General features: G+C 36.3%; 19 protein-coding genes, 1 riboswitch and 2 other annotated features. Of the genes, 16 read left to right on the top strand and 3 right to left on the bottom strand.

Features of this window, described 5'->3' with window-relative positions; genetic code table 11:
- Positions 1-106: 106 nt before the first annotated feature.
- Together IGJ18_RS03440 and IGJ18_RS03445 are read left to right on the top strand one after the other, a co-directional pair.
- Positions 107-2182, top strand: a complete 2076-nt coding sequence (locus tag IGJ18_RS03440) for an LTA synthase family protein (RefSeq protein ID WP_438842897.1) — start codon at positions 107-109, stop codon at positions 2180-2182.
- 502 nt (positions 2183-2684) lie between these two features.
- The gene (locus IGJ18_RS03445; RefSeq protein ID WP_010738334.1) at positions 2685-3596 is read left to right on the top strand and encodes a helix-turn-helix domain-containing protein; all 912 of its coding nucleotides are present in this window, start codon (positions 2685-2687) and stop codon (positions 3594-3596) included.
- A 113-nt stretch (positions 3597-3709) separates the two neighbouring features.
- Here IGJ18_RS03445 and ndk read toward each other — a convergent pair whose 3' ends face one another.
- On the bottom strand, positions 3710-4153 hold the full coding sequence (gene ndk / locus IGJ18_RS03450) for a nucleoside-diphosphate kinase (RefSeq protein WP_010719910.1): 444 nt from the start codon (positions 4151-4153) through the stop codon (positions 3710-3712).
- A 219-nt stretch (positions 4154-4372) separates the two neighbouring features.
- Positions 4373-4547: riboswitch (M-box (ykoK) riboswitch) on the top strand.
- A gap of 347 nt (positions 4548-4894) precedes the next feature.
- On the opposite strand from ndk, the gene mgtA reads away from it, so the two are divergent.
- The 8 genes from mgtA (at position 4895) to nhaC (ending at position 15003) form a co-directional block, all read left to right on the top strand.
- Positions 4895-7543: a magnesium-translocating P-type ATPase gene (gene mgtA / locus IGJ18_RS03455; protein ID WP_010738332.1), complete on the top strand. Its 2649-nt coding sequence runs from the start codon at positions 4895-4897 to the stop codon at positions 7541-7543.
- A gap of 124 nt (positions 7544-7667) precedes the next feature.
- Entirely contained in the window at positions 7668-7796 is a 129-nt protein-coding gene (locus IGJ18_RS03460; RefSeq protein ID WP_265579936.1) for a hypothetical protein, read from the top strand.
- A 182-nt stretch (positions 7797-7978) separates the two neighbouring features.
- Positions 7979-8650 carry an HAD family hydrolase gene (locus IGJ18_RS03465; protein ID WP_123875039.1) on the top strand — a complete coding sequence of 224 codons (672 nt, stop codon included), beginning with the start codon at positions 7979-7981 and terminating at the stop codon, positions 8648-8650.
- A gap of 77 nt (positions 8651-8727) precedes the next feature.
- Positions 8728-8963: a binding site (T-box leader), on the top strand.
- Positions 8964-9002: 39 nt separating this feature from the next.
- Positions 9003-9240: a binding site (T-box leader), on the top strand.
- Positions 9241-9302: 62 nt separating this feature from the next.
- Positions 9303-10376, top strand: a complete 1074-nt coding sequence (locus tag IGJ18_RS03470) for a methionine ABC transporter ATP-binding protein (protein ID WP_063626676.1) — start codon at positions 9303-9305, stop codon at positions 10374-10376.
- Position 10377: 1 nt separating this feature from the next.
- Complete coding sequence (locus tag IGJ18_RS03475; RefSeq protein ID WP_010719905.1) at positions 10378-11058, top strand: methionine ABC transporter permease; 681 nt, start codon at positions 10378-10380, stop codon at positions 11056-11058.
- 13 nt (positions 11059-11071) lie between these two features.
- Positions 11072-11908, top strand: coding sequence for a MetQ/NlpA family ABC transporter substrate-binding protein (locus IGJ18_RS03480; RefSeq protein WP_010738329.1), 837 nt, complete (start codon positions 11072-11074; stop codon positions 11906-11908).
- 74 nt (positions 11909-11982) lie between these two features.
- Positions 11983-13218 (top strand): M20 family metallopeptidase, encoded by a 1236-nt coding sequence (locus IGJ18_RS03485; RefSeq protein ID WP_010738328.1) that lies wholly within the window; start codon positions 11983-11985, stop codon positions 13216-13218.
- 372 nt (positions 13219-13590) lie between these two features.
- The gene (gene nhaC / locus IGJ18_RS03490; protein ID WP_438842898.1) at positions 13591-15003 is read left to right on the top strand and encodes a Na+/H+ antiporter NhaC; all 1413 of its coding nucleotides are present in this window, start codon (positions 13591-13593) and stop codon (positions 15001-15003) included.
- 69 nt (positions 15004-15072) lie between these two features.
- Here nhaC and IGJ18_RS03495 read toward each other — a convergent pair whose 3' ends face one another.
- Together IGJ18_RS03495 and IGJ18_RS03500 are read right to left on the bottom strand one after the other, a co-directional pair.
- The gene (locus tag IGJ18_RS03495) at positions 15073-15516 is read right to left on the bottom strand and encodes a DUF305 domain-containing protein (protein ID WP_034699754.1); all 444 of its coding nucleotides are present in this window, start codon (positions 15514-15516) and stop codon (positions 15073-15075) included.
- Positions 15517-15648: 132 nt separating this feature from the next.
- Positions 15649-16986 carry an amino acid permease gene (locus tag IGJ18_RS03500; RefSeq protein WP_010719900.1) on the bottom strand — a complete coding sequence of 446 codons (1338 nt, stop codon included), beginning with the start codon at positions 16984-16986 and terminating at the stop codon, positions 15649-15651.
- A 348-nt stretch (positions 16987-17334) separates the two neighbouring features.
- Here IGJ18_RS03500 and IGJ18_RS03505 point away from each other — a divergent pair, with 348 nt between their 5' ends.
- The 6 genes from IGJ18_RS03505 to IGJ18_RS03530 all read left to right on the top strand — a co-directional run bounded on the left by IGJ18_RS03505 (position 17335) and on the right by IGJ18_RS03530 (position 24818).
- Complete coding sequence (locus IGJ18_RS03505; protein ID WP_010738325.1) at positions 17335-18222, top strand: hypothetical protein; 888 nt, start codon at positions 17335-17337, stop codon at positions 18220-18222.
- Between the two features lie 270 nt (positions 18223-18492).
- Positions 18493-19086 carry a YczE/YyaS/YitT family protein gene (locus tag IGJ18_RS03510; RefSeq protein ID WP_010719897.1) on the top strand — a complete coding sequence of 198 codons (594 nt, stop codon included), beginning with the start codon at positions 18493-18495 and terminating at the stop codon, positions 19084-19086.
- Between the two features lie 403 nt (positions 19087-19489).
- Positions 19490-20698 (top strand): ammonium transporter, encoded by a 1209-nt coding sequence (locus IGJ18_RS03515; RefSeq protein WP_178286674.1) that lies wholly within the window; start codon positions 19490-19492, stop codon positions 20696-20698.
- 29 nt (positions 20699-20727) lie between these two features.
- A complete protein-coding gene (locus IGJ18_RS03520; protein WP_438842899.1) occupies positions 20728-22158 on the top strand; it encodes an amino acid permease in 1431 nt (476 codons plus the stop codon).
- A gap of 22 nt (positions 22159-22180) precedes the next feature.
- On the top strand, positions 22181-23107 hold the full coding sequence (gene glsA, locus IGJ18_RS03525; RefSeq protein ID WP_010738321.1) for a glutaminase A: 927 nt from the start codon (positions 22181-22183) through the stop codon (positions 23105-23107).
- Between the two features lie 262 nt (positions 23108-23369).
- Positions 23370-24818 (top strand): hypothetical protein, encoded by a 1449-nt coding sequence (locus tag IGJ18_RS03530; RefSeq protein WP_034866326.1) that lies wholly within the window; start codon positions 23370-23372, stop codon positions 24816-24818.
- Positions 24819-24913: the final 95 nt, after the last annotated feature.

A 24913-nucleotide genomic window follows, 5' to 3' on the forward strand; every position in this document is an offset into this window, starting at 1 on the left:
ATTGCTCCCTTCATTTCTAAAAAAAATCTTAAAATAACCCTTTTTTTAGGAAATTTTCATTTTTTAGGAGCAGAATAAAAAAAAATAAAAGAGAGAAGTGATACTTGTGACACATTTGAAAAAATTGTGCCAAAATCGTTTGCTGATTGTTTTGACAGCTAGTTTTTTCTTTTGGCTGAAAACGATCTTTGCCTATTACGTTGATTTTTCATTGGGCGTTGAAGGCAGCATCCAATACTTTATTCTGTGGATTAACCCAATTGCAACGACATTGTTGTTTTTTGGTTTAGCATTATATATAAAAAAATTGAAACCCGCATTGATTGTTCTTTTAATCATTGATATTTTAAATACGCTTTTGCTTTATTTGAATATTATTTTTTATCGAGAATTTACAGATTTCGTGACCGTAAAGTCTATTCTAGGCTTTTCTAAAGTTTCACAAGGTTTATCAGGAAGTTCCTTTGCATTAATGAGACCTCATGACATTTTGTATTGGTTGGATATATTAGTATTTGTAGGACTCATCATCTGGATGTTTGTTAAAAAAATACCAGTAAAAAGTCCTACAGTCTCTAAACCAGTGGCGATCGCAGTTACTTGTCTGTCAGCGTTGATTTTTTCAGGAAATTTAGCGCTTAGTGAAGCAAATCGTCCCCAATTGTTGCAACGGACGTTTGACCGTTCTTACATCGTCAAATATTTGGGAATCGATGCCTATACTATTTACGATGCTATCAAAACAGGGATGACAAGTAGTGTTCGTGCGCATGCAAGTAGTAATGGTGTGGAAGAAGTGAGAAAATACACCGAAAATCATTATGCTGCTCCTAATCCAGCAACATTTGGCGTGGCTAAAGGGAAAAACATCATTGTCCTGCATTTAGAAAGCTTCCAACAATTTCTAATCAATATGAAGGTAGATGGTCAAGAAGTAACGCCATTCTTAAATAGTATCTATAAGAATCAATCAACGATCAGCTTTGACAATTTCTTCCATGAAGTTGGGCAAGGAAAAACAAGTGATGCAGAAAATATGTTAGAGACGGGAACTTTTGGTTTACCACAAGGTTCTTTGTTTACCGAGCTAGGTTCAGATAACACGTTCCAAGCTGCTCCAGCAATCTTGGCGCAACAGCAAGGTTATACGAGCGCGGTTTTCCATGGGAATGTCGGGAGCTTCTGGAACCGAGATCATGTGTATAAAAATTTAGGCTATGACAACTTCTTTGATCGTTCTTATTTCAATAGTTCAGATGAAACGTTGGGATATGGTATTTTAGATAAGGACTTATTCAGAGAATCAGCTAAATATTTGGAACATTTACAACAACCGTTCTATACTAAGTTTCTTTCGGTAACCAATCATACGCCATACTATACAGACGATAAACATTTTAATTTCCCATCATTGAAGACTGGCAATAGCAGAGTAGATGATTACGTCCGGACAGCTCATTATTTAGATCAATCGTTGGAACAATTCTTTACGTATTTGAAAAAATCCGGTATCTATCAAAATTCGATGTTTGTCATCTACGGAGATCATTTTGGAATATCCAATACGGATAATAAAGACTTGGCGAAAGCTTTAGGAAAAGACCCTGCTACTTGGGATGATTTTGATAATGCTCAAATGCAGCGAGTGCCATTGATGTTCCACATTCCAGGTTATAAAAAAGGTGAGATCAATCATGAATATGGTGGCGAAATTGATGTGTTACCTACCCTGTTACACTTAGTAGGAATCAATGATAAAGACTATATCCATTTTGGTACAGATTTGCTTTCACCACAGCATGATCAGTTGGTTGCCTTTAGAAATGGTAATTTTGTGACACCTAAATATACCGTTTTAGATGGAAAAACTTATGATAACCAAACAGGGGAAATCATTGATCCTAAAAAAGCTGGTATCCAAAAAGAAGTGGAAAAAGATCAGAATCAAGTCAAAACGGCTTTAAGTTTATCTGATAAGTTGAATCAAGAGAATCTATTACGTTTCTATGTACCAGATAACTTTAAAACGATTGATCCTAAAAAGTATGATTATAAAAATGATGCAGAGAAAAATGAAACCATTGAAAAACAAAAAGGAAGCAAGTCCACGAGTGTTTATTCTAAAAATGGAAATAAAACAACGACTAACCTTTACCCTGCAGAAACAGATGAGAATAATTAAATGAATAGTTGATAAAACTTCCAAAAAAGTCGATTTGTTTTCACTTTTTTGGAAGTTTTTTTTATATAATTCGTAAACTTTTTTATTTTAGCGTATGTAATTAGTGAAGGAAACAAATTTTTTACAGCGATTCTTTTGGAAGTGAAAAATCCGAGGAAATTTGGATAGGTGTAAAAAATGATGGCTGAATTCAGTTGAATCAAATAAAAATAGAAAAGGAAAATAGGATAAACTTGTCAGCTATAGGTTGACCGAAGAATAAAAATCAGAAACAACAAGGAGGGGAAACGTTTAATCAAAACAACAACTGGTAATGAACGAACATGTACATATAGAAGCACAGATCCAAGCAGCTAATTTATTTTTCAACACTTTGGCTAAACATTTCTTATCATACAAACGGTCATGTGATACGTGTTGTAGAAGTGTTACAAGAAGGATGAAAGATCAACTGTTTCGTACATGGCACTCACTCAGTTATTGGTTTTGGTAACGATCAATTATGTATGATGGAGAATTAATCAAGCAACTTCGAGTGAATCGAAAGTTGACACAAACACAGTTAGCAAAGGGAATCTGTTCTAAAACATCTCTAGTAGGAATCGAAAATCATACCGTAAAGAAGATCTCTTTTTGTACACTAAAAGCCTTCTTGGAACGCTTAAATATTTCTTTGGCCGAATATGAATGGTTACGTAATCAGCTTGAAGAACCCAAAAAAACGAAGAAAAGTCGGCATCTTTTAAATAAAATCCAAGAAGAGAACTTTGATCCTTATAAGGAAATTGCCAACAACCGAAAGCAATATAAAAAAACAGCTGATTTATACTATTTAATGTTAAATCTACAGATGTTTTGGCAGACGAATGGAAAAATGGAGTTGCAATTAGAATTTCTAGGATATGAGTGTCGTACGATTGAAGAATACTTTATGAAAATCAGGGAATATGGTCATTTTGAGTTAGATATTCTTTCCAAGTATCCCTATATTTTCAGTGATTCATTTCTAGACAATCATTACTTGAAAATCAAAAAAAGAATGCGACAAATGACCGATTCTTTGAATGAAGACTATTTATTTACATTTTTAATGAATCTCACGCTTTATTATATCGATAAAAAACGTTTCAAAAAAGCGCGTAGTATCAACCTCGATATGTCTCGCAGTTTGGCACACAAAGAAAAATCAACAATCATTTATGAAAGTTTGATGACAGAATACTACAGAAAGCTAATTGCACAAGCCTTAGGTGAACCACTTTCAAAAGAGTTGAATACTTTTTTTACGGTCATCGAATATACCCTAGGCAAGAAAGAGCGCAAACGTCTTGAAGAGAAACTCTTGGAAGTGATAAAAGAAGAAGAGAAAAAAATGATGCTGTTTGAACAGATTGCCAAGATAGAACAAGAATAAGTAAGACAAGTGAATAAGAGTAGAAAAGACCTTGCAACAATCATTGACTAAACGAACTGTCAGGTACTTTTCTGCTCTTTCACTCAACTATCAGTAAGAGCAAATCTGTTTGGTCATTCAGGATGAACGATCTCAGATTTTTGCTTTTTTGTATCGAATAATGGGAAAAAACGATTGATTTCATTGGTTGCAGCATCTCTTGAATCAGATGCATGAATGATATTTTCAGTTCCAGGTAAGGCATAATCTCCACGAATCGTTCCAGGAACAGCATCTACAGCTTTAGTTGCACCGACCATCTTACGGACGATATCGATGACATCCTCTCCAGCTAAAACAAGATAGACTACTGGTCCCGAGGTCATATAATCAATCAATTCATCGAAAAAGCTCCGACCACTTAAGTGATGATAATGCTCTTGTGCGAGTTCTTTTGTCATTGTTGCAAACTTCATTTCAGTAATTGCTAATCCTTTTTCTTCAAATCGTTGGATGATCCGCCCAATTAAATGACGTCTGACACCATCCGGTTTGATAATGACCAATGTACGTTCCATCTGATACACCCCTTTTTTTGTTATACCTTTATTATACTGGTGTCTGAGTAAACCCACAATCAAAGTGAAAAAGCTGATCAACATGCGGGCTATTAAATTCAATAAGAATTTTCTAACCCCATCAATCAAAAACAATTTATTTACCATAAATGTTTGGAAAAAGCAAAAAATAAGTTTGACAATCGGTGCATAAGTTGTTATATTTACGAAGGAAAACTAAATAGGATTTGTTAGGTGAGGCTCCTATACAAACACAGGCTACTGCCCAAAAACGTCGAGAGACGCCAATGGGTAGAACAGGAATTGTCGAGACAAGGCTTTTCATAAGGTAGCTAAAAGCAAGGAATTGCTTTTTACGTTGTACAGTGTCAAAACTCAACGATGAGATCAAAGAAGCTTTTTTTTATGTGCTTTTTCGACCTTTCGCTGAATTTTTGATGAAAGGTCTTTTTGTGTTGAAACAATCCTAACAAACAAAAAATGGAGGTGGTTTCGTTGGGAAGTTGATGCTTTTAAAACGAAAGAGAAACAAGAACAATTTTATCAAGTTAAAGGAGATGAGAACAAATGGATGACAGTCCTGCGAAGAAAATAATGCGAGAGAAATTGCTGGCTGAGGCTATTATCTATCTGTTTTCAGCCCCTTTAAATACAGCATTTTCTCCATTACTCAACTAACTAAAAATAACCCAGCTTAAATAAGTATTGCTTATATTTACTGGGTCTAAGGAGAAAAATGAGATGGAAAAAAAGAGAGATACACAAAAAATGTATGCTGCATTTGCAGGAAAGACAAAACAAGAATTATTGAACTTCTTTCATTCGACTGATCAAGGAATGAAAGACGAACAAATTGAAGAATCAAGAGAAAAATATGGTGAAAATTCAATCTCTTATGGGAAGAAAACACCCTTTATTGTAGAAGCTTTAAAAGCTTATATTACACCATTCACCTTGGTATTGATTGCACTCGGAGTGATTTCATTTATCACAGAATACGTGTTAGCCGCTCCTGGGGATAAAGATTTATTTGGAGTAATTATCATCTTTACGATGGTCATTGTCAGTGGAACCATGACGTTGGTTCAATCTGTTCGCTCTAACCAAGCCGCAGAAAAATTAAAATCATTGGTAAAAGTAACCGCAGCAGTTAAACGTAACGGTGATTATACTGAGATTCCAATGGAAGAAATCGTTTGTGGAGACCTTGTTCGATTATCAGCAGGTGATATGATTCCTGCAGATATGCGTCTGTTGTCAGCCAAAGATTTATTTATTTCACAAGCTGCCTTAACTGGTGAAAGTTACCCTGTCGAAAAGCAAGCGATTGTTTACGATGATGAGACTTTGAGTGAAACTAGTTATGAAAATTTGGCTTTTATGGGAAGTAACGTTATCAGTGGGAGTGCTGAAGGTATTATTGTATCTGTTGGTAATGAAACATTATTTGGACATGTGGCTCAAACGCTCTCTGAAAAGCCGATCAAATCAAGCTTTGAAATTGGTATTCATAAAACATCCATGTTATTGATCAAATTCATGGCTTTAATGGCACCAACAGTTATCGTTATCAATGGGTTGACTAAAGGGGATTGGTTGGAAGCTTTTCTATTCGGTTTATCTGTAGCAGTCGGTCTTACACCTGAAATGTTACCAATGATTGTTACTACGAACTTAGTTAAAGGCGCTAGTGTGATGGCGAAAAAAGGAACAGTCATCAAAAATTTGAATGCGATCCAAAACTTTGGTGCGATCGACGTGTTATGTACGGATAAAACTGGCACATTGACTCAAGATAAAATCATTTTAGAATACCACATGGATTGTTCTGGTAAAGAAGATGATCGTGTTTTACGCCATGCGTATTTAAATAGTTACTATCAAACAGGATTAAAAAATCTGTTGGATGTAGCAATTATTGATGAAGCCAAACAAACATTAGCAACCGATAAAATCAATTACCGCAAAGTGGATGAAATTCCATTTGACTTTGAACGTCGTCGGATGAGTGTCGTTGTAGAGGACACCGCAGGTAAAACACAAATGATTACCAAAGGTGCGATCGAAGAGATGTTGAGTATCTCTAATTACATCGACATTGATGGGATCGTTAGTCCATTAACCAATGAAAAAAGAGAATCAGTTCTTGCAAAAGTGAGAGATTTAAATGAAGATGGTCTACGTGTAATCGGAGTGGCTCAAAAAACAAACCCAAGCGTAGTTGGCGAATTTTCAGTGAAAGATGAATCAGATATGGTATTGATTGGATACCTTGCTTTCCTTGATCCTCCAAAAGAAACGACGAAACAAGCACTAAAAGCATTGAAAGATCATGGTGTCGCAGTCAAAGTCTTAACTGGTGATAATGAATTAGTCACTCGTTCGGTTTGTCGTCAAGTGGGTCTGGAAATTAATGAATTGATCACTGGCGAAAAGATTTCAGAAATGGATGATCGCGAATTAGCACAAGTTGCTGAAAATCATGAAGTATTTGTTAAATTGAATCCTCAACAAAAGGCTCGTTTAACGACAGCTTTACGTCAAAATGGCCATACCGTGGGCTTTTTAGGCGATGGTATCAATGATGCACCGGCAATGAAAGTAGCGGATATCGGTATTTCGGTTGATACAGCAGTAGATATCGCAAAAGAATCAGCCGATGTGATCTTACTAGAAAAAGATTTAACGATTTTAGAAAGAGGTCTTTTATCTGGTCGAGAAACATTTGGGAACATCATGAAATACATCAAGGCAACTGCAAGTTCAAACTTTGGGAATATGTTCTCTGTCTTAGTTGCCAGCACATTCTTACCATTCTTACCAATGTTGCCACTGCAAATTCTCTTTTTGAATTTGATTTACGATGTGTCTTGTATCTCACTTCCATGGGATAAAATGGATAAAGAATACTTACATGAGCCTAAAAAATGGGAAGCATCAAGCATTGGGAAATTTATGGTGTATTTTGGACCTACGAGTTCGATTTTTGATATCACTACCTACTTATTGATGTACTTTATCATTTGTCCAGCAGTTGTAGGTGGAGATTTCCATACATTAGATGCACAACAAAAGATCGTATTTATTGCGTTGTTCCATGCAGGTTGGTTCGTTGAATCATTATGGTCACAAACATTAGTCCTACACGCACTACGGACACCAAAGATTCCATTTATTCAAAGCAATGCGACATTTGCGATGTTTACGATTACGACATTAGGAATCGTTGTAGGTTCGATTCTGCCATTTACAGGCTTTGGTGCAGAACTAGGTTTGATGCCGTTACCAGGAACTTACTGGACTTGGTTAGTCGTAACGATTTTAGCTTACTTGACATTAGTGACAATGGTCAAAAAATTCTATATTAAAAAATTCGGCGAACTATTGTAATGGTTGATGAATACCATTTAAAAAGAGGTTGTGAAGTCATCGGTTAGCTCCGAAGACAATAAGAAAGAATTTTTTGAAACAGCTTCTCATGTTTTGAAAAATTCAGGCTTATTGCAAGGAGTTGATGAATGAACACCGTGAAAAAGAGGTTGTGAAGTCATCGGTTAGCTCCGAAGACAATAAGAAAGAATTTTTTGAAACAGCTTCTCATGTTTTGAAAAATTCGGGCTTATTGCAAGGAGTTGATGAATGAACACCGTTTACCCGTCCATTCTCACCTCTAATCATGAGTTCGGGGCACTTCAAAAGTGCCTCGGGCTCATTTTTTTCTATACCTTTCATTTTATTATGAAAGGAAAATATGATTCGTTCTGTGCAAATAACAATGAAACATGCTAAACTATGGATATTGTTTTCTGAAAGGAATAGTGAAAAATGAAAGGCGCAATATTTGATTTAGATGGACTATTAGTTGACACGGAGAAAACCTATCGTGATGGTTGGTTATGGGGATTCCAACAGTATGATTTAGCGATTCCCAAAGAAGTAGTAGATGCTTGGGGAGGTAAAAACTGGAAGCAAAGTTTTGACATTTTAGTGAAAGCAGCTGGAAGCCCTGAAAAAGTTCAAGAAGTTCGTGCCAAGCGTGAAAAATATTTTTATCAACAGCTTCATAACGGTGGGATACAATTAAAACCCTATGCGAAAGAAGTTTTAGCTGAATTAAAAAAACGTGACTTACGACTTGGATTAGCGACAACGACAGTTACTAAAAGAGCGACTGATATCTTAGCCCAATTTGATTTGGCTAATTATTTTGATACGATGACATTCGGTGATGAAGTAAGTGAAAACAAGCCTTCACCTGTTCCTTACTTAACCGCTTTAGAAAGAACAAAATTAGTTGCTTCAGAAGCATTTGCAGTGGAAGATTCTTTAGTTGGAGCTACTTCTGCTTCCCGAGCTGGGATGGGCGTTGTTTTAATTCCAGATACTAGTTTTGAACGAAATTATACAGCAGAAGAAAAAGAAAAATTAAATTTACTTGCTGAAGGAAAAGACTTACGAACTGTTATTGAAATGTTAGATAAAAAAACAACAAAATAATTCAATCATTTTTTTTGTAAACTTCTTCCTTGACTTTTAATTATGAGTACGGTAAATTATTCGCAACAACTAAATAAGTATATTCGTTGATAAGGAAAGTAAACTTGAACGATTTCTTAGAGAGGCTCTGTTTGGTGAAAAGAGTCAAATCCGCAAAGTTGAAAATGGCCTTGGAGAATAATTTGTCGATAAGTAGATAAATTCGGTCGTCGTTCAACCGTTAAACTGAACCCCAATCTCTCAGGAATGAGACGTTGGCTAGAGGGAAGGAAACTTCCGAATAAAGGTGGTACCACGATTCGTCGTCCTTTTACTAACATTTTTTGTTGGTAAGAGGATTTTTTTTATATATTTTTTTGCAATGATGTAGTAAGTACAGTTGGAAATCTTTTAACAGAGAGCTTCGGGAGCTGAGAAGAAGCAAAGAGGAACGATTGGAAAATGGCTACTGAGCATTTTACCCCAAGCATTTTGTGAGGCGGTAACGGCTGCGACCGGTATCTCGCTAGAGTATGTTTGTACTTGAAGAGGAGCGACATGTGAATGTGGCTTGAATATGAGGTGGTAACACGCAAAAAGGCGTCCTCAAGGAAATGATTGAGTTCATTTTCTTGAGGATGCCTTTTTTATTATACAACAAGGAGGAGAACGAATGATTGAGTTAAAAAACATCAGTGTCCATTTTGAGCAAAAAGGAAAAAACATTCCAGCTGTCAATGAAGTGAATTTATCGGTGTCCCAAGGAGATATCTATGGCATTGTGGGCTATTCTGGGGCAGGAAAAAGCACATTAGTTCGTGTGATGAATTTCTTACAGAAACCAACGAAGGGGGAAGTAATCATCCAACAGACGAATTTAGGTGATCTCACACCAAGAGAATTAAGAAAAGAACGGAAAACGATTGGTATGATTTTTCAACATTTCAACTTAATGGAAAGTCGCACAATTTTTGACAACGTTGATTTCTCCTTAAAGTATACTGGGAAATCAAAACAGGAACGTCGTCAGAAAGTAAGTGACTTACTGGATTTAGTAGGGTTAAAGGAAAAAGCTTCTGCCTATCCCAGCCAATTATCTGGTGGACAGAAACAACGAGTAGCGATTGCGAGAGCTTTAGCAAATGATCCCAAAATATTGCTTTGTGATGAAGCGACGAGTGCCCTTGACCCAAAAACGACTCATCAAATTCTAGCGCTGCTCAAAAAATTAAATCGCCAATTAGGATTAACGATCGTCTTGATCACCCACGAAATGCAAGTAGTGAAAGAAATTTGTAATAAAGTGGCGGTGATGGAAGCTGGACGAATTATCGAAAGTGGAAGTAGTGTTCAAATTTTTAGTCATCCAAAAGAAGAACTAACGAAAGATTTTATACGTACAGCGACTCACTTAGATCAAGCATTGGAAAAGATTACTGGACAGCAAGGCTTTGCAGAAGAGCTTACGGATAAGTGGCTAGTTGAACTGAGTTATGTGGGGAGCCAAACGAATGAACCATTGATTGCCCAGTTGTATAGCAAATACCAAGTAACAGCAAACATTCTTTATGGCAATATCGAATGGCTGCAAGAAACACCGATAGGTAGCTTGGTGGTAACTTTAGCGGGAGATAGCATTCAAAAACAAAAAGCTCTAGATTATTTGATCCAATTAGGTATCAAAGTCAATCTCTTACAAAAACATGAAACACAAGAAAGAATCAAACTCGTTGAAGGAGGCGTTTAAGATGAACGAATGGCTCAAAAGCTATCTGCCAAATGTTTATTTGATCCCAGATGAATTCATTGAAGCGACAAAGCAAACACTATATATGACTTTCTGGTCTGCTTTGATTGGGGGAATCTTGGGCATTATATTAGGGGTGGTTTTAGTCGTTACCCGCCCTAAAGGATTAATTGAAAACCGCTTATGTTTTGAACTTTTTGATAAGGTGATCAATATTGTACGATCCATTCCATTTATCATTTTACTCTCTTTACTTGCATTGACGACTCGTTTTATTGTCGGAACAACAATTGGAGCAACGGCAGCACTAGTTCCTTTGATTGTCGGCATCGTTCCTTTTTTTGCTCGACAAATCGAAAATGCCTTGCTTGAAGTTGATCCCGGTGTTATCGAAGCTGCACAAGCAATGGGAACGAGTCCATTGGGTATCATTTTTCGTGTTTATTTACTGGAAGGACTACCTAGTATCATTCGTGTCTCAGCTTTAACGATCATCAATGTTATTGGCTTAACCGCAATGGCAGGTGCTGTAGGAGCTGGTGGTTTAGGAAATTTAGCTATTTCTCGGGGCTATAATCGATTTCAAACAGACGTAACGGTTGTTGCGACATTATTGATTTTGGCATTGGTGTTTTTAAGTCAATTTATCAGTAATTTTTTAATTAAAAAAATATCACATTAATGGAGGAGAAAAAATGAAAAAAGTGATTCGATTTGCTGTAGTGACATTCGTCGCATTATTTTGGTTGGCAGGCTGTAGTCAAGGAAAGGCAGATACAAAAACAAAAGAAACAACTGTCAAATTAGGGGTGATTGGTGAAGATACAGATGTTTGGGACGATGTAAAAGCACGTCTAAAAAAGGAGAATATTGAATTAGAATATGTAAAGTTTACCGATTATAATCAACCAAATGCGGCCTTAGCTGATGGCTCAATTGATTTGAATGCCTTTCAACACCAGTTCTTTTTAGATAACTATAATGAAGAACATGGCACAAATCTAGTTTCAATCGGAAACACCGTAAATGCCCCATTAGGAATCTATTCCAATACGATCAAAAAGATTGAGGAAGTAAAAGAAGGTGCAAAAGTAGCCATCCCTAATGATGTAACCAATGGGGGACGCGCTTTACTTCTTCTTCAATCAGCGGGGCTGATCAAAGTTGATCCATCGAAGGGACAGACTCCGACGATTTCTGATGTGACAGAAAATGATAAAAAACTTAAGCTCACAGAATTGGATGCTTCGCAAACAGCACGTGCGCTAAACGATGTGAGTCTTTCGGTCATCAATAGTGGGGTAGCAGTCGATGCAGGGTTCACACCAACGAAAGATGCAATTTTCTTAGAACCAGTGGATGATCGTGCCCGCCCTTATGTCAACATCATTGTTGCCCGAAAAGAAGATGAAACAAACCGTACGTATCAAAAAATCGTTGATACTTATCAAACTGAAGCAACTGCTAAAGTCATTGAAGAAACGTCAAAAGGTTCGAGTGTTCCAGCATGGAAAACCTTTGGTCGTAAATGAGCATCATCAGAAAGTACAGCTCAAATGAACTAGAAATTTTTATCTGAAGCCAGCATACAAGGAGGAATTTTTTTATGACTACATCAACTATTTCAACGAATCGATCCAGTTTATTGAAAGAAGCGATCCAAGAACGATTACCAGAATATCAAGCACTTGCCTTGGATATCCATCAACATCCAGAAGTGAGCAATTACGAATTTTATTCATCTGCTGCATTGATTCGCCAGTTAGAAAAAGAAGGCTTTACAGTTGAAAAGGAGGTCGCTGGACACCGTACAGGATTTGCTGCTAGCTATCGCTCAGATAAGCCAGGTCCGACGATTGCATTTTTAGCTGAATTTGATGCACTTCCTGGAATTGGACATGCGTGTGGACATAATCTTTTTGGAACGTATTCCGTATTAGCCGCGAGTATCATTAAGAAACAAATTGACGAAATTGGTGGTGAGATCCGAGTGTATGGAACACCAGGGGAAGAAGGAGGAGAGAATGGTTCAGCGAAAGGGAGCTTTGTTCGTGAGGGATTATTTGACGATGTGGCGGCTGCTTTATGTGCTCATCCAGCTTACCGTTACGGAAAAACAACCGAATCGCTAGCTAATGATCCAGTTGATATCAAATTTTATGGAGTTGCTTCTCACGCTGCTGCTGCACCCGAAAAGGGAGTTAACGCATTAGAAGCACTGATCCAAGTTTTTAATGGTATCAACGCACTACGCTTACAATTACCTAAAGATGTCAATATCCATGGGATCATCACTAACGGCGGAGTTGCTGCTAACGTCATCCCTGAATATGCTGCAGGACGTTTTTATTTACGTGCTGGCAATCGCCAAACATTAGATATAGTCTTTAAAAAAGTGGAACAAATCGTGAAAGGGGCTGCGTTGAGTACGGGCACAAGCTATGAATTTGGTTTGTTTCAAAATGCGGTAGATCATATGATTCCGACACCTTCTTTCGATGAGTTGTTTTTTACACATGCAAAAGCAGCTGGAGTTCCAGAAACGGAAATCGATGTAACAGAAAAGACCAGCTTAGGGTCCTCTGATGTAGGGAATGTCAGTCAAGTGATTCCGACGATTCAACCAACTATTTCGATTTCAGATGAGTATATCGCTGGACATTCAGAAGAGTTTAAAGCAGCCGCAAAAAGTGAAAAAGGGTTGGCATCGATCGCCATTGCAGCAGAACTATTAGCGGCTACCGCTTTAGATTTATTCGAACAACCAGCTTTATTGACAAAGATTCAGGAAGAACACCAACAACTTTTAGAAAAAAGTCAGTTAACTGGTTCGACTTTTTAAATAAATAATGATTTATGATTTGAAAAAAATAGTCATTTTGTATTGACAAAAAATCTCGCAGAAGGTAAACTTCATGAAAGTCAACTTTTCACATAGTAGCGTTTCAGGTGTTTTGTTCAGAAAGTCGGTGGTAGCTGCGAACCGATCAAGCCGAAATGTCGAATTACATGAAAAGGAATAAAAACTAAATAGTTAAATCAAAGTGAAAAACAGAACTGTTTTTAATTAAGGTGGTACCGCGGAGTCATTCGTCCTTAGTTGAAAATAGTTCTTTTTGTTTGATTAGAGGGGGAAATGCCCATGAATTGTGGCGGAGTCATTCGATATCTATTCTTTTTTAGTACTTCGATTAACTAAAAAAGGAGAATGATTATGAAGAAAAAAGGAAAACCGAGTTTTAAAGAAGCTGTATTTGTCTTATTGGTGATTGTGGCAAGTATAGCAATTGGGGTTGTCGGATTAAAATTATCACCAAACATTACGATCTTAGCAGCAATTGGAATGATCATGCTTTACGCTGTAGTGAAAAGATACCCAACAGAGTGGTTACATGAAGGAATTATCAATGGAATCAAACCGGGAATCATTCCGATTTTTATCTTTATATTAGTCGGCGCACTGATTGCGGTGTGGATCCAAGCAGGAATTATCCCGACACTTATGGTTATTGGTTTTAAATTGATAAGTGTCAAGTGGTTTGTTCCTTCTGTATTTGTTGTTTGTGCTATCGTCGGTAGTGCAGTAGGGAGTGCTTTTACTGTCATGTCAACGATTGGGATCGCATTTTTCGGTATTGGTACGACATTAGGAATTAATCCAGCGTTAGTCGTGGGATCAATTGTTTCAGGTGCTGTTTTTGGAGATAAAATGTCTCCTTTGTCAGAGTCAATCAATCTAGCCGCAGCAATCGTTGATGCCGATCTATTCAAGCACATCAAACATATGATGTGGTCTACGGTTCCAGCTTTTGTCGTTTCCTTCTTTTTGTTCATGGTTCTTGGACACACAAATAGAGAAACTAGTCTAACGGCTATCCGAGAAGTCACTGATATCTTGGAAGCAAACTTTACAATTTCTTTTTGGTCGTTGATTCCATTGTTCTTAATGTTATTATGTGCTTGGAAAAAAGTACCAGCTATCTTGACTATTCTGTTAAATATAGCTGTGGCGGTGGGGATGATCTTTATTCAGAATCCGCAAACTTCTCTTAGTGGTTTAGCGACAGTGATTGAATCTGGATTCGTTGCAACTACTGGCAATCAACAAATTGATTCATTACTTAGTCGTGGTGGGATCGAAAGTATGATGCCAACTGTTTCTTTGATCATTTTAACATTATCACTTGGTGGATTACTCATTGAATTCGGTTTGATTTCCACTGTTATGGATGTCGTTTCTAAGAAAATGACCAATACACCAAAATTGATTTTCACCACATTGATGACAAGTATTGGTGTCAATCTCTTTATTGGAGAACAATTTTTATCAGTTATCTTACCTGGGAATGCGTTCAAAGAAACTTACCAGAAAGCTGGGTTTGACCCAACTGTTTTAGGTAGAACGTTAGAAGATGGTGGCACAGTGATCAATTACCTTGTACCTTGGGGAATTGCGGGCAGCTTTGTAGCTAGTACCTTTGGGATTCCAACCCTCACATACTTACCATTTGTCTTTTTCAGTTTACTCTCACCAGTTTTTTCAATGGTTAGCGCCTTTACTGGATTAGGGATCGCAAAAATAGACGAAAAGCCGAATGGAACGCTTGGTATCGATACAAACGAATAAACTCTCGGAATATTTGAATCAAAAAAACGCTCAAAACAGCAATGTTTCGGGCGTTTTTTTACGATATACTTATTTTTGTTCTTCAATCAACTTCTTCATTTGTTCGATTTCTTTTTCTTGCGCTTCGATGATGTCGTTTGCTAATTTCTTGACTTCAGGATCTTTCAAATTGGCACGTTTACTGGTTAAAATAGCAATCGAATGATGAGGGATCATGGCTTTCATCCAAGCGACATCACTGACTGTTGTTTGACTACGGACCATAAACAAAGAACCGGCAAATACTAAGACACTGACCCCTAAAATGATTTTGTTCAATGTTTTATTCTCATACATTTTCCACATAAATAAGAGCATGATGATCGCCATTACAGCGCCCATCATCAATGCCATGAACACCCGTGTACGACTAAAGAAAAGATGATCGATCGAGTAGACATTCAAATACATCATACCAAACATGATGACGGTCGATACCCCAATCATTAATAAAAATTTCCAATACTTTTTCATTTAAAAACACTCCTTTTATTTTTTTCCCCAACTTTTATCTTCTCAGCTTACAAAAAAACAAGCAACTAAATTGTTTGGTACAACTTAGTTGCTTGTTTTTGGCTTAAGGAACTCAAGCTATTTATAGGGCTTTTAAGCAAAGATATCATTTTTCTTGCGGTAGCTAAAGAAAATCACCAAGTAAAGAAGGGCAGTCAATAATGTCACACCAATTGAATTAGTGAAGAAGATTCCCACAAAGATCAATCCTAAAACTACGATTGCTAATAAGTTTACCCCTTTTTCAAAAAGAGAACCTTTCTTTAATGCAAGGATAAAGGCTGCAATACTGATCATAAGCCAGATGACTAAGACAGTGTAGGAAAGAGAACCAGCCAAATAGCCAAATAGTTTGTCACCAACAAAGTAAGAAAGAACAACGCCTAAATATAAAACACTTGCGCAAAATAATACGGAACGTTGTGGAACATGGTGTTTATTTAAAACAGATAGTTTTTTTGCTGCACCTTTTTTGTCTTTTAAACGGAAATACAGCAAACGTGAAGAAGCATATACACCTGAGTTGATGGAAGAAAAGAGCGCTAAGATGATCACAAAGTTTACAAGATCAGCGGCAAATGGAATATGCATTTTTTCAAATACCATCACAAATGGGCTAGCAGATGAGTTTGCCAAGGTATCCCAAGGGAAAATGATTAACAACAAGAACAATGGAATGATATAAAATGAAATGATTCGTCCCATTACTCCACGAATTGCCTTAGGAATCGCTTTTTTGGGATTGTCGGCTTCACTTACTGTGATCGCAATCAATTCTGAACCACCATATGAATAAATAACTACGAGTAACGAGTTGACGATTCCTTTCATACCATGAGGGGCAAAGCCACCATGATCCGTAATACTGTTTAGTGTAGGAAAGACCCCAATGTCAAACATTTGATGACCTACCAGGTATATCCCGAAGATAATCAACAATATGATTACGCTGATTTTAGCAAATGCCAACCAATACTCAGTTTCAGCAAATAACCGCACAGAATATAAATTAATCAACGTTGTCAACACGGCTAGAATTAAGACAAAGGTCCAAGGTGGAATCGTTGGAAACCATAATTGTAAGAAGGATGCTGCCGCTACAGCTTCGGCAATAATATTGATCGTCCATAATGAATAGTAAACCCAGTCGATAAAGTCAGCAGAATGGGCACCTAAAAAAGGTCGAACAAGCCCCGATAATCCATGCTGGGTATCCCCGTCATCTAAAACTAATTTACCAAGACCATTCATTACGATGAATAAAACAGCCCCACCAATCAAAAAAGCAATCAAGACACCAGGACCGGCAATCCCAATAGCTTCGCCACTTCCTTTAAATAGTCCCGCACCAATAGCACCCCCCAGTGCTAGCATCGTGATGTGTCTGGAACTTAGTTGTTTTTTTAGTTTGTTTGTTTCAGTTTTCTCCATAAGCAACCCCTTTTCTAAGACTAAACTATTGACGACGAAACAATCGTAGTCAAATGATTGATAACTATATTAAGTAGAAAAATAACTTTTTATATCATAGCAAATTATCTGACAATTTCAACAATTCTGTAAATAAAAATTTCTACTTTAATGAAAACATCATATGTTTGTCATAAATTTCCTATGTAAGCGTAAAACTTGATAGTAGGAGCAAACCCTAATAAGAGAGCGTTTTGTTTGTCTTTTCCTAAGGGAAGAAATTATGATAGCAAAAAATCACTAATTTTCATGTTACTATTGAATTAATCAAATGAACCATAATGGTCATAGGAAAGTGAGGAAACCAGAATGTCAAAATTGCCTATCTTATTGGTTGCAAAAGATAAAGCGTTGTATTTTTTACCCTCGATTGATTCTTTAGATGTCATTTCGGGAAAAGATTTATTAGATCCAGTGTATTTTAATTTTTTCCATCCCAAATTGAAAGAATATGAATTGATCGTTTTTTTAGATTATGGATTCGAAACGGAAATAGCTGCGAAGATCCGCCCTTATACAACAGCTAAAATCGTTTTATACTTTTGGAATCATTTGAAAGAAGAGGAACACTTTCGAATGCTTCAACAAGCACAAAACGAATCGGCCGTCGATGAAATATACCATTTTGACCGGATAGAGGCGCAAAAACTTGGATTACGCCACAATAGTTCATTTTATTCTAAAAAGATGAAGATTCCTCAGGTGGAAGTCACTTCTGATTTGTTTTTTGGTGCCACTGATAATGGTCGTAAGGAGCTAGCAGAGAGCTATCGCAAGGAATTTGAACAACGTGGACTTACAACCAATTATTATATTTTACCTTCACGAGGAAATGAGCAGGCGAATTATCTTTCTTACGCAGATTATTTAGCATTGACCGCACAATCACAAGGAATTTTAGAACTCATGAGAGCAGGACAAAAAGGAGTCACTTTACGAACTTTTGAATCTAGTTTTTTTGAGAAAAAGTTAGTGACTGACAATGAAGCAATTAAAAGCTACTATTTTTATAATCCTCAAAATATCTTTTTACTTCAGGAACGAAATTTGGATGAATTGCCGGAATTCCTGCATTCACCTTTTCAGCCCGTTGATCCGAACATTTTAAACTTTTTTGATGTCAATAATTGGGCTCAAAGGTTCTTATGGCTAGATAAAGTAGACTTTGAAAAATATGAGTATCATAAAGAAGATTAAGAATGTATGGGTGAAAAAGCTGGAAAAAATTTTTAGAAAAACAGTCGTTCTTTTAACGATGTAAACCTTTTCTCATTATACCAGATAAATCGCTTATTTTTACGTTAATTATTTCAGTGGTAGCCGTAATAGTTGATAGTTATTTCTTCCTATTTAATAGTAAAATAGGATCCATAGGTTTAGTTGGCGTATCAGATATGATAAATGTATCGTCATTTGTTTAATATCTGATTGTTCAACAAGCGGATCTTTTGGTTTGATGGAGGAAAAATGAATAGATTAGAACGAAAAAAAATAATACAAGTGATTTTAGGGACAAGTATGATTGCATTAGCGATCACATTATTGATCACTGCACATAAAGGCGCAGATACGATCAGTGTTTTTTTATTAGGTATGTTGACGTTGATTGATATTCCCTTTTGGGTAGCTAGTTTGTTGTTTAATGCAGTAGTGTTAGGAATCGTTGCTATCTTCAATCGAAAAGAATTAGGGATCGGTAGTTTAATCAATGGTTTTGGATTGGGATTACTGATTGGACAGATTGAACCATGGCTAAATAAACTTTCAGTTAACATGACTGGCTATTCGATCATGGCAGTTCTTTTAGCCCCTATTTTATTTGGGGTTGGAGCGGGATTATATGTTTCTTCAAACAAAGGATCTGCCGCACTAGAAGCACTGACTCAATTGCTTTATAAATTTACGGGATTCAGTTTAACTTTTATTCGGATCGGTTTAGATGCACTAATGGTCGTTGTAGGCGTATTATTAGGTGCCCCTATTGGTATCGGAACACTTCTATGTGTACTAGCGATTGGACCAATCTTTGGATTAACACTAAAGCAATTGAATAGAGTTTAAACGTGTGAAGCAATTCTGTGCAAATCGAACATCATATTTATATGTATTACATAGAAAGAGTCGGATTGATATCCAGACTCTTTTTTGTTTTGTTTACTAATGATTCAGTTTAATGAAAAAAATAAAGAGAAAGTTTATTTTTGTTCAAAAAGTTGAACGATAACAAAATAAAAAAACAAAAAACAGCATTATTTTTGTGCGGATTTTCTCTGGAAATCCATCAGACAGCTAGATAAAGTGATTAAAAAAACGGATACATATTAAATAAGGTAAGACTTTTAAGAAGTAATTAGACCAATATTTTAGTTTATTTCGGATTTGACGATACAAAACGCAAAAAGATAAACAAAAAACAGATGTTAAAATTTCTTATACTCAAACCATAGAAAAGAGGTGAAAACGAATGAATCATTTACCTATCAATACAGGTGATACAGCATTTATGATTTTATGTACCGCAATGGTTTGCTTGATGACTCCTGGCTTGGCATTTTTTTATGGCGGGCTGGCACGGAAAAATAACATCACAACTATTATGGCACAGTCGTTTCTTTCAGTAGGAATAACAACTTTGATGTGGATATTTGGTGGTTTTGGATTAGCTTTCGGTAGAGATATCGGTGGACTAATTGGTAATCCAGCTGACTTTTTTTTAATGAAGCATGTCTCTAACGCACCTAATTTATTACATGGAGCAACGATTCCTTTTTTGATGTTCTTTTTATATCAATTGATGTTCATCGTAATCACCGTTCCATTGATGACGGGGGCCTTTGCTGGAAGATTGAATCTTAAAGGTTATGTTTTGCTTTTGATTTTTTGGAATCTTCTGATTTATTTCCCTGTTTGTCACTGGATATGGGGAGGCGGATTTTTAGCACAATTAGGCTTCCGAGATTTTGCTGGTGGTGCTGTCATCCATACAACTGCAGGTTTCGGCTCGCTGGCATGTATTTTGACACTTGGACAAAGAAAGATCCCTACTTCTGAACGATCAGGACATAGTAGTTTGATGGCAGCAGCTATTGGAACAGGTCTTCTTTGGTTTGGTTGGTTTGGATTTAATGCTGGAGGGGCACTCCGAGCAGATTACCAAGCGGTCAATGCTTTTGGTTCAACTTTTGTTGCGTTGGCATTTGCGATGATGACGTGGTTGATCTTAGCGAAAATCAGAGGGAATGGTTTTGATTTTGTCGACATTTTAACTGGTTCTGTCGCTGGACTTGCAACAGTTACACCGTGTGCAGGCTATATCAATCCAAGAAGTGCCATCATCATCGGAATCATTGCCGGAATTGTTTGTCAGTATGCTGTTGCATTTCGTAAGAAGAAAAATTGGGATGATGCACTTGATGTATGGGGTGTACATGGCATGGGTGGTTTTACTGGAACCATCTTAATTGGGCTTTTTGCTACAAATGCTCATTTGCTCTCTGATTCACACAGCTGGTTCCTATTAGGTGTTCAAATCATCGGTGTTTGTCTAGTTGCCTTATACGCTTATGCGCTCACAGCAGGTATCTTAAAGAGCATCATGTGTCTAACGATCATCACGACGACGAAAGAAGAACAAGAAGAAGGATTAGATTTCACGTTTTTTGAAAATAAATAAATTAAATATAGTAGAAAAGAGGAAGTTTCATGCAAGAAAGCAAAGCGAAAATTCCTGCGAAGAAATTAACATTTTTTGGTTTTTTAGCCATGACGATCTCAATGGTTGTCTCACTTTATGAGTACCCAACATTTGCGACATCGGGCTTTAGTTTGGTTTTCTTCCTGTTGCTAGGCGGTTTGTTATGGTTTATTCCGGTAGCATTATGTGCGGCTGAAATGGCAACTGTTAAAGGCTGGGAAAAAGGCGGTGTCTACACTTGGGTAAGTCGCACGCTAGGTAAAAGATTTGGATTTGCTGCCATCTTTTTCCAATGGTTTGAAATCACAGTTGGTTACTTAACGATGTTGTATTTCCTGACAGGAGCATTATCTTATGCAACAGGAATCTCTGCGATTCAAAATAATAAGTTTTTGAAATTAGCGATTCTTTTAATTATTTTTTGGGCTATTTTATTGTCTCAATTAAGAGGGACAAAATATACTTCATTGATCGCTCGGATCGGGTTTATTGCAGGGATTTTGTTACCAGCACTAGTTCTATTCGGATTAGGTATCCACTATGTGGCTTCTGGCGCACCCTTACAAACGACACTATCAATGAAAACATTGATACCTGATTTTTCAAAATTACCAACATTAGTCGTTTTTGTTTCATTTATTTTAGCGTATATGGGGGTAGAAACTTCTGCTAGTCATGCAAATGAAATGGAAAATCCTAAAAAGAATTATCCACTAGCGATGTTCGTATTAGTTATATTAGCGATTATTTTGGATACATTTGGTGGATTGACAGTGGCAACAACTGTTCCTCAACAAGGATTATCACTCAATACAGGGGTTATTCAATCTCTTGAATTTTTATTGCGACACATTGATCCTAGTCTTGCTTGGATTGCAAAAATTCTTGCTATCTTAGTGTGCTTAGGGGGTATTGGAGAAATTGCATCATGGGTCACTTCACCATCTAAAGCCTTACATGTGGCTGCCGAAGAAGGTTTATTACCCGCACATTTTGCGAAAGAAAATGCTTATGGTGTACCGGCAAACTTAATGATTGCTAATGGGATCGTTGCATCCATTTGGGCAACTGTCTTTACATTAAGTGGTGGCGGAAATAATTTATCCTTCCTTGCAGCTATGTCACTAACAGTAGTTATCTATTTGATGCTGTATTTTATGTTTTTTATTGGCTATTTAAAATTAGTTTACAAAGATGATTCATTAGAACGGGCTTATCAAGTGCCAGGTGGAAAAGTTGTCAAAACCATTGTCGCTTGTTTAGGATTATTGACTTCACTATTTGCTTTTTGTATTTCTTTTGTACCACCTTCAAGTATTGCTGCAGGACAACATGGAATCTATGAAACGATTTTAGTCATTTCATATCTCATTGTTGCAGTTATTCCTTTTACGATTTATGCATGTCGTCATAAATTTCAACATGCAAATAATAAATAAAAATTGAAAGCTGGTTATTAAAATGGATGTCAAAGAATTAGAACAATTGATTGGGAAAAATTTCCACTACTATCAAACAGGACATGTAGCAGATTATATCCCAGCGCTTGCGCAAGTAAATCCGGAACAATTAGGAATGGCAATTTATGATTTGAAGAAAAATCAATTAATCGAAGCGGGTGATTCGCAAGTTCGTTTTGCGATTGAAAGCATGTCAAAAGTCCCCGTATTATTATTAGCCATCCAAGATAATGGCATCGATAAAGTCTTTCAAACGATCAATACAGAACCAACAGGTTTTGCTTTTAACTCGATTTTGAATATGGAACTCAATCATCGTCATCATCCAATGAATCCATTTGTGAATGCTGGTGCGATTGCAACCACTTCTTTGATTGCCGGAAAAGATCCAGAGGACAAATTCAATCGTATTTTAGCTTTTATGAAAGAAATTTGTGATGATCCTCAAATTACATTGAACGAAGAAATTTATCATTCTGAATCAAGAACTGGGGATATTAATCGCTCCTTGGCTTATTACATGAAAGGTAATCAAATGATCGACGGAGATGTATCAGAAATCCTCGATGTGTATTTTAAACAATGTTCAGTAAATGTGACTGCTAAAGGGATTGCCAAGTTAGGCGCTGTCTTAGCGAATAAAGGTATTGCTCCTTGGAGTGGACAACAAATCATTACAGAAGAAAGCGCAACGATTGTCAAATCAATTATGACAACTGCAGGATTGTACGATGAATCAGGGGAATTTTCTGTTCATGTCGGTGTTCCAGCTAAAAGTGGTGTCGGTGGGGGCCTAATGGTAGCTGTTCCTAATTATTATGGCATGGGTGTTTTCAGCCCAGCATTAGATGCTTTTGGTAATAGCGCCGCTGGAATCCAACTTTTAAAAGATGTTGTCGAAAAACTCGATGTTGATATTTTTGACTAAAATTAGCGAGAAAGTATTAAGCAGAATGATGAAAGACAGATTCCTCCTTAGTTGAATCTTTTTTACTCGATGCAAAAAATGCTTCACTGTCATTTATTTATAGTTAATGATTGGTTTGTTCGGGCTGGGAAGAAGCTTTTTCCCAGCTCAGACTTTTTTATTTTGTTTTTGTAAACGTTTTCCTTTTAAGGAAATAAAAAAAATGGGTTTTAAGTAATATGTTTAAATAAGTATATATATAAATTAGAGGAGCGAAAAAGGCATGTTGGAAAATTACATTGAGCGGAATATTTCGAGAAAAGTCTATCTTTGTGAGCAATTATTTGAATTTCAAGAAATAGATATCGAATATATTGCCAAAATGTTAGGTGTGACAATGCCTACTGTGTTACACGATCTTGAAAGTATCACCGAATGTTTAGAATATTGTATCGAAGACATTAAGCGAGAAAAGCATATCTATAGAGTCATATTTAAACATGGTATTGAATTATCAGAGTTAACACAGTTTTTATATGGACAATCGTATTTTTTAAAATTTTTAAGTTATTATTTTAGAGGGCAATTCACTAGTACGGAATTATCAGATCTTGAGTTTATCTCTTTAAGTAAAGTTTATACGATCAAAAAGACAGTCTTAGATTTCTTTAAAGCTAATTCCTATTTAAGAAATAAACAAATTATCATTCCTGAATTTGACGTGCGAAATCTTTTACTTTCCTTAGTGAGATACATTAATTGGGAAGGGTATGAAAATAAAAATCATCAAGTAATAGATGCTTGTCACCAATTGATTGATTTTGTCGAAACACATTTTTTCAAACGAAGATATTCTGAGGAAGATAGATTTTTGATTGTTCGAGGAATTGAAATAGCGATTGGACGTAAAGAATATCCTCTTTATTTTGATGAAGAAGATAAAAAGTCAGCTGAAAAAAAGCCTTTATTTCATATTGTTAGCCAAGGGTTAGCTGAACAAAAAGAACATTTAGATATACAAGAAGAAGACGTGTATTATATTTTTTCGTTATTTAACACACGAAATTATACGAACGAAAATATGGAATTATTGAAAAAAGATTTTGAAGTTGTTTATACCAGTTTCATTGAAAACACGCCTTGTCTCCATGAGCTAATCGAAAAAATTGTAACTAGAATTGACAAAAATTGTAAAAATGATTTTATTTTAAAAAAATCATTTTTACAGTTTATTCGTACGATCTGGGCAGATGGTCAAGTATTTCTCCCTGATCAAATCTATTTATTAACTACTGCAGAAAAAAAACTGTATGAGGATATCATAGTTATTCTCAATGATTGGAAGGAAACATACTATCCAAAAGTAAGATGGAATCACAACTTGATCAGAAAATTTGTCAAAAGTATGACATTGATTACAGACGAAAAAGAAGAACAACCTACTGAAATTTTCATTGTGGCTCCTAGTGTTGTAAAGCAAATTTTTTATCGTGAACTACTCATGTCCGAAATGAATGAATATACTGAATTGAATCCAATGATTTATCATTCGTTAGAAGAATTACCAGATGAATGCTTGTATTTTACGCACAGAATCGTGTATTGTGATTATACTGTATATCAATGTGGATTTGACACTGAAAACACGAGGGTGATACCAATTTCTTTGAACAGGAAATATGAGCATCTTAATACCACATGGTCGGTTGTTTCAAATAAAAAGCACTTATAAACAGCAAGAATCAAATAGCAATAATCGAAAGTGGGCGTTCAAGAAGGAAGTGAATTCTTGAACGTCACTTTTCTGTTTTTAGAAAACAACATCAA

It is taken from the genome of Enterococcus sp. AZ078 (assembly GCF_051714985.1).
Lineage (GTDB): Bacteria > Bacillota > Bacilli > Lactobacillales > Enterococcaceae > Enterococcus_B > Enterococcus_B hirae.

Coding starts and splice junctions, on each gene's coding strand:
- IGJ18_RS03515 (WP_178286674.1), top strand. CDS start 19,490: ATGAATCATTTACCTATCAATACAGGTGATACAGCATTTATGATTTTA.
- IGJ18_RS03460 (WP_265579936.1), top strand. CDS start 7,668: ATGAATGAACACCGTGAAAAAGAGGTTGTGAAGTCATCGGTTAGCTCC.
- IGJ18_RS03500 (WP_010719900.1), bottom strand. CDS start 16,986: ATGGAGAAAACTGAAACAAACAAACTAAAAAAACAACTAAGTTCCAGA.
- mgtA (WP_010738332.1), top strand. CDS start 4,895: ATGGAAAAAAAGAGAGATACACAAAAAATGTATGCTGCATTTGCAGGA.
- IGJ18_RS03505 (WP_010738325.1), top strand. CDS start 17,335: ATGTCAAAATTGCCTATCTTATTGGTTGCAAAAGATAAAGCGTTGTAT.
- IGJ18_RS03510 (WP_010719897.1), top strand. CDS start 18,493: ATGAATAGATTAGAACGAAAAAAAATAATACAAGTGATTTTAGGGACA.
- IGJ18_RS03445 (WP_010738334.1), top strand. CDS start 2,685: ATGTATGATGGAGAATTAATCAAGCAACTTCGAGTGAATCGAAAGTTG.
- IGJ18_RS03465 (WP_123875039.1), top strand. CDS start 7,979: ATGAAAGGCGCAATATTTGATTTAGATGGACTATTAGTTGACACGGAG.
- IGJ18_RS03475 (WP_010719905.1), top strand. CDS start 10,378: ATGAACGAATGGCTCAAAAGCTATCTGCCAAATGTTTATTTGATCCCA.
- IGJ18_RS03495 (WP_034699754.1), bottom strand. CDS start 15,516: ATGAAAAAGTATTGGAAATTTTTATTAATGATTGGGGTATCGACCGTC.
- glsA (WP_010738321.1), top strand. CDS start 22,181: ATGGATGTCAAAGAATTAGAACAATTGATTGGGAAAAATTTCCACTAC.
- IGJ18_RS03485 (WP_010738328.1), top strand. CDS start 11,983: ATGACTACATCAACTATTTCAACGAATCGATCCAGTTTATTGAAAGAA.
- IGJ18_RS03520 (WP_438842899.1), top strand. CDS start 20,728: ATGCAAGAAAGCAAAGCGAAAATTCCTGCGAAGAAATTAACATTTTTT.
- nhaC (WP_438842898.1), top strand. CDS start 13,591: ATGAAGAAAAAAGGAAAACCGAGTTTTAAAGAAGCTGTATTTGTCTTA.
- IGJ18_RS03530 (WP_034866326.1), top strand. CDS start 23,370: ATGTTGGAAAATTACATTGAGCGGAATATTTCGAGAAAAGTCTATCTT.
- IGJ18_RS03470 (WP_063626676.1), top strand. CDS start 9,303: ATGATTGAGTTAAAAAACATCAGTGTCCATTTTGAGCAAAAAGGAAAA.
- IGJ18_RS03480 (WP_010738329.1), top strand. CDS start 11,072: ATGAAAAAAGTGATTCGATTTGCTGTAGTGACATTCGTCGCATTATTT.
- ndk (WP_010719910.1), bottom strand. CDS start 4,153: ATGGAACGTACATTGGTCATTATCAAACCGGATGGTGTCAGACGTCAT.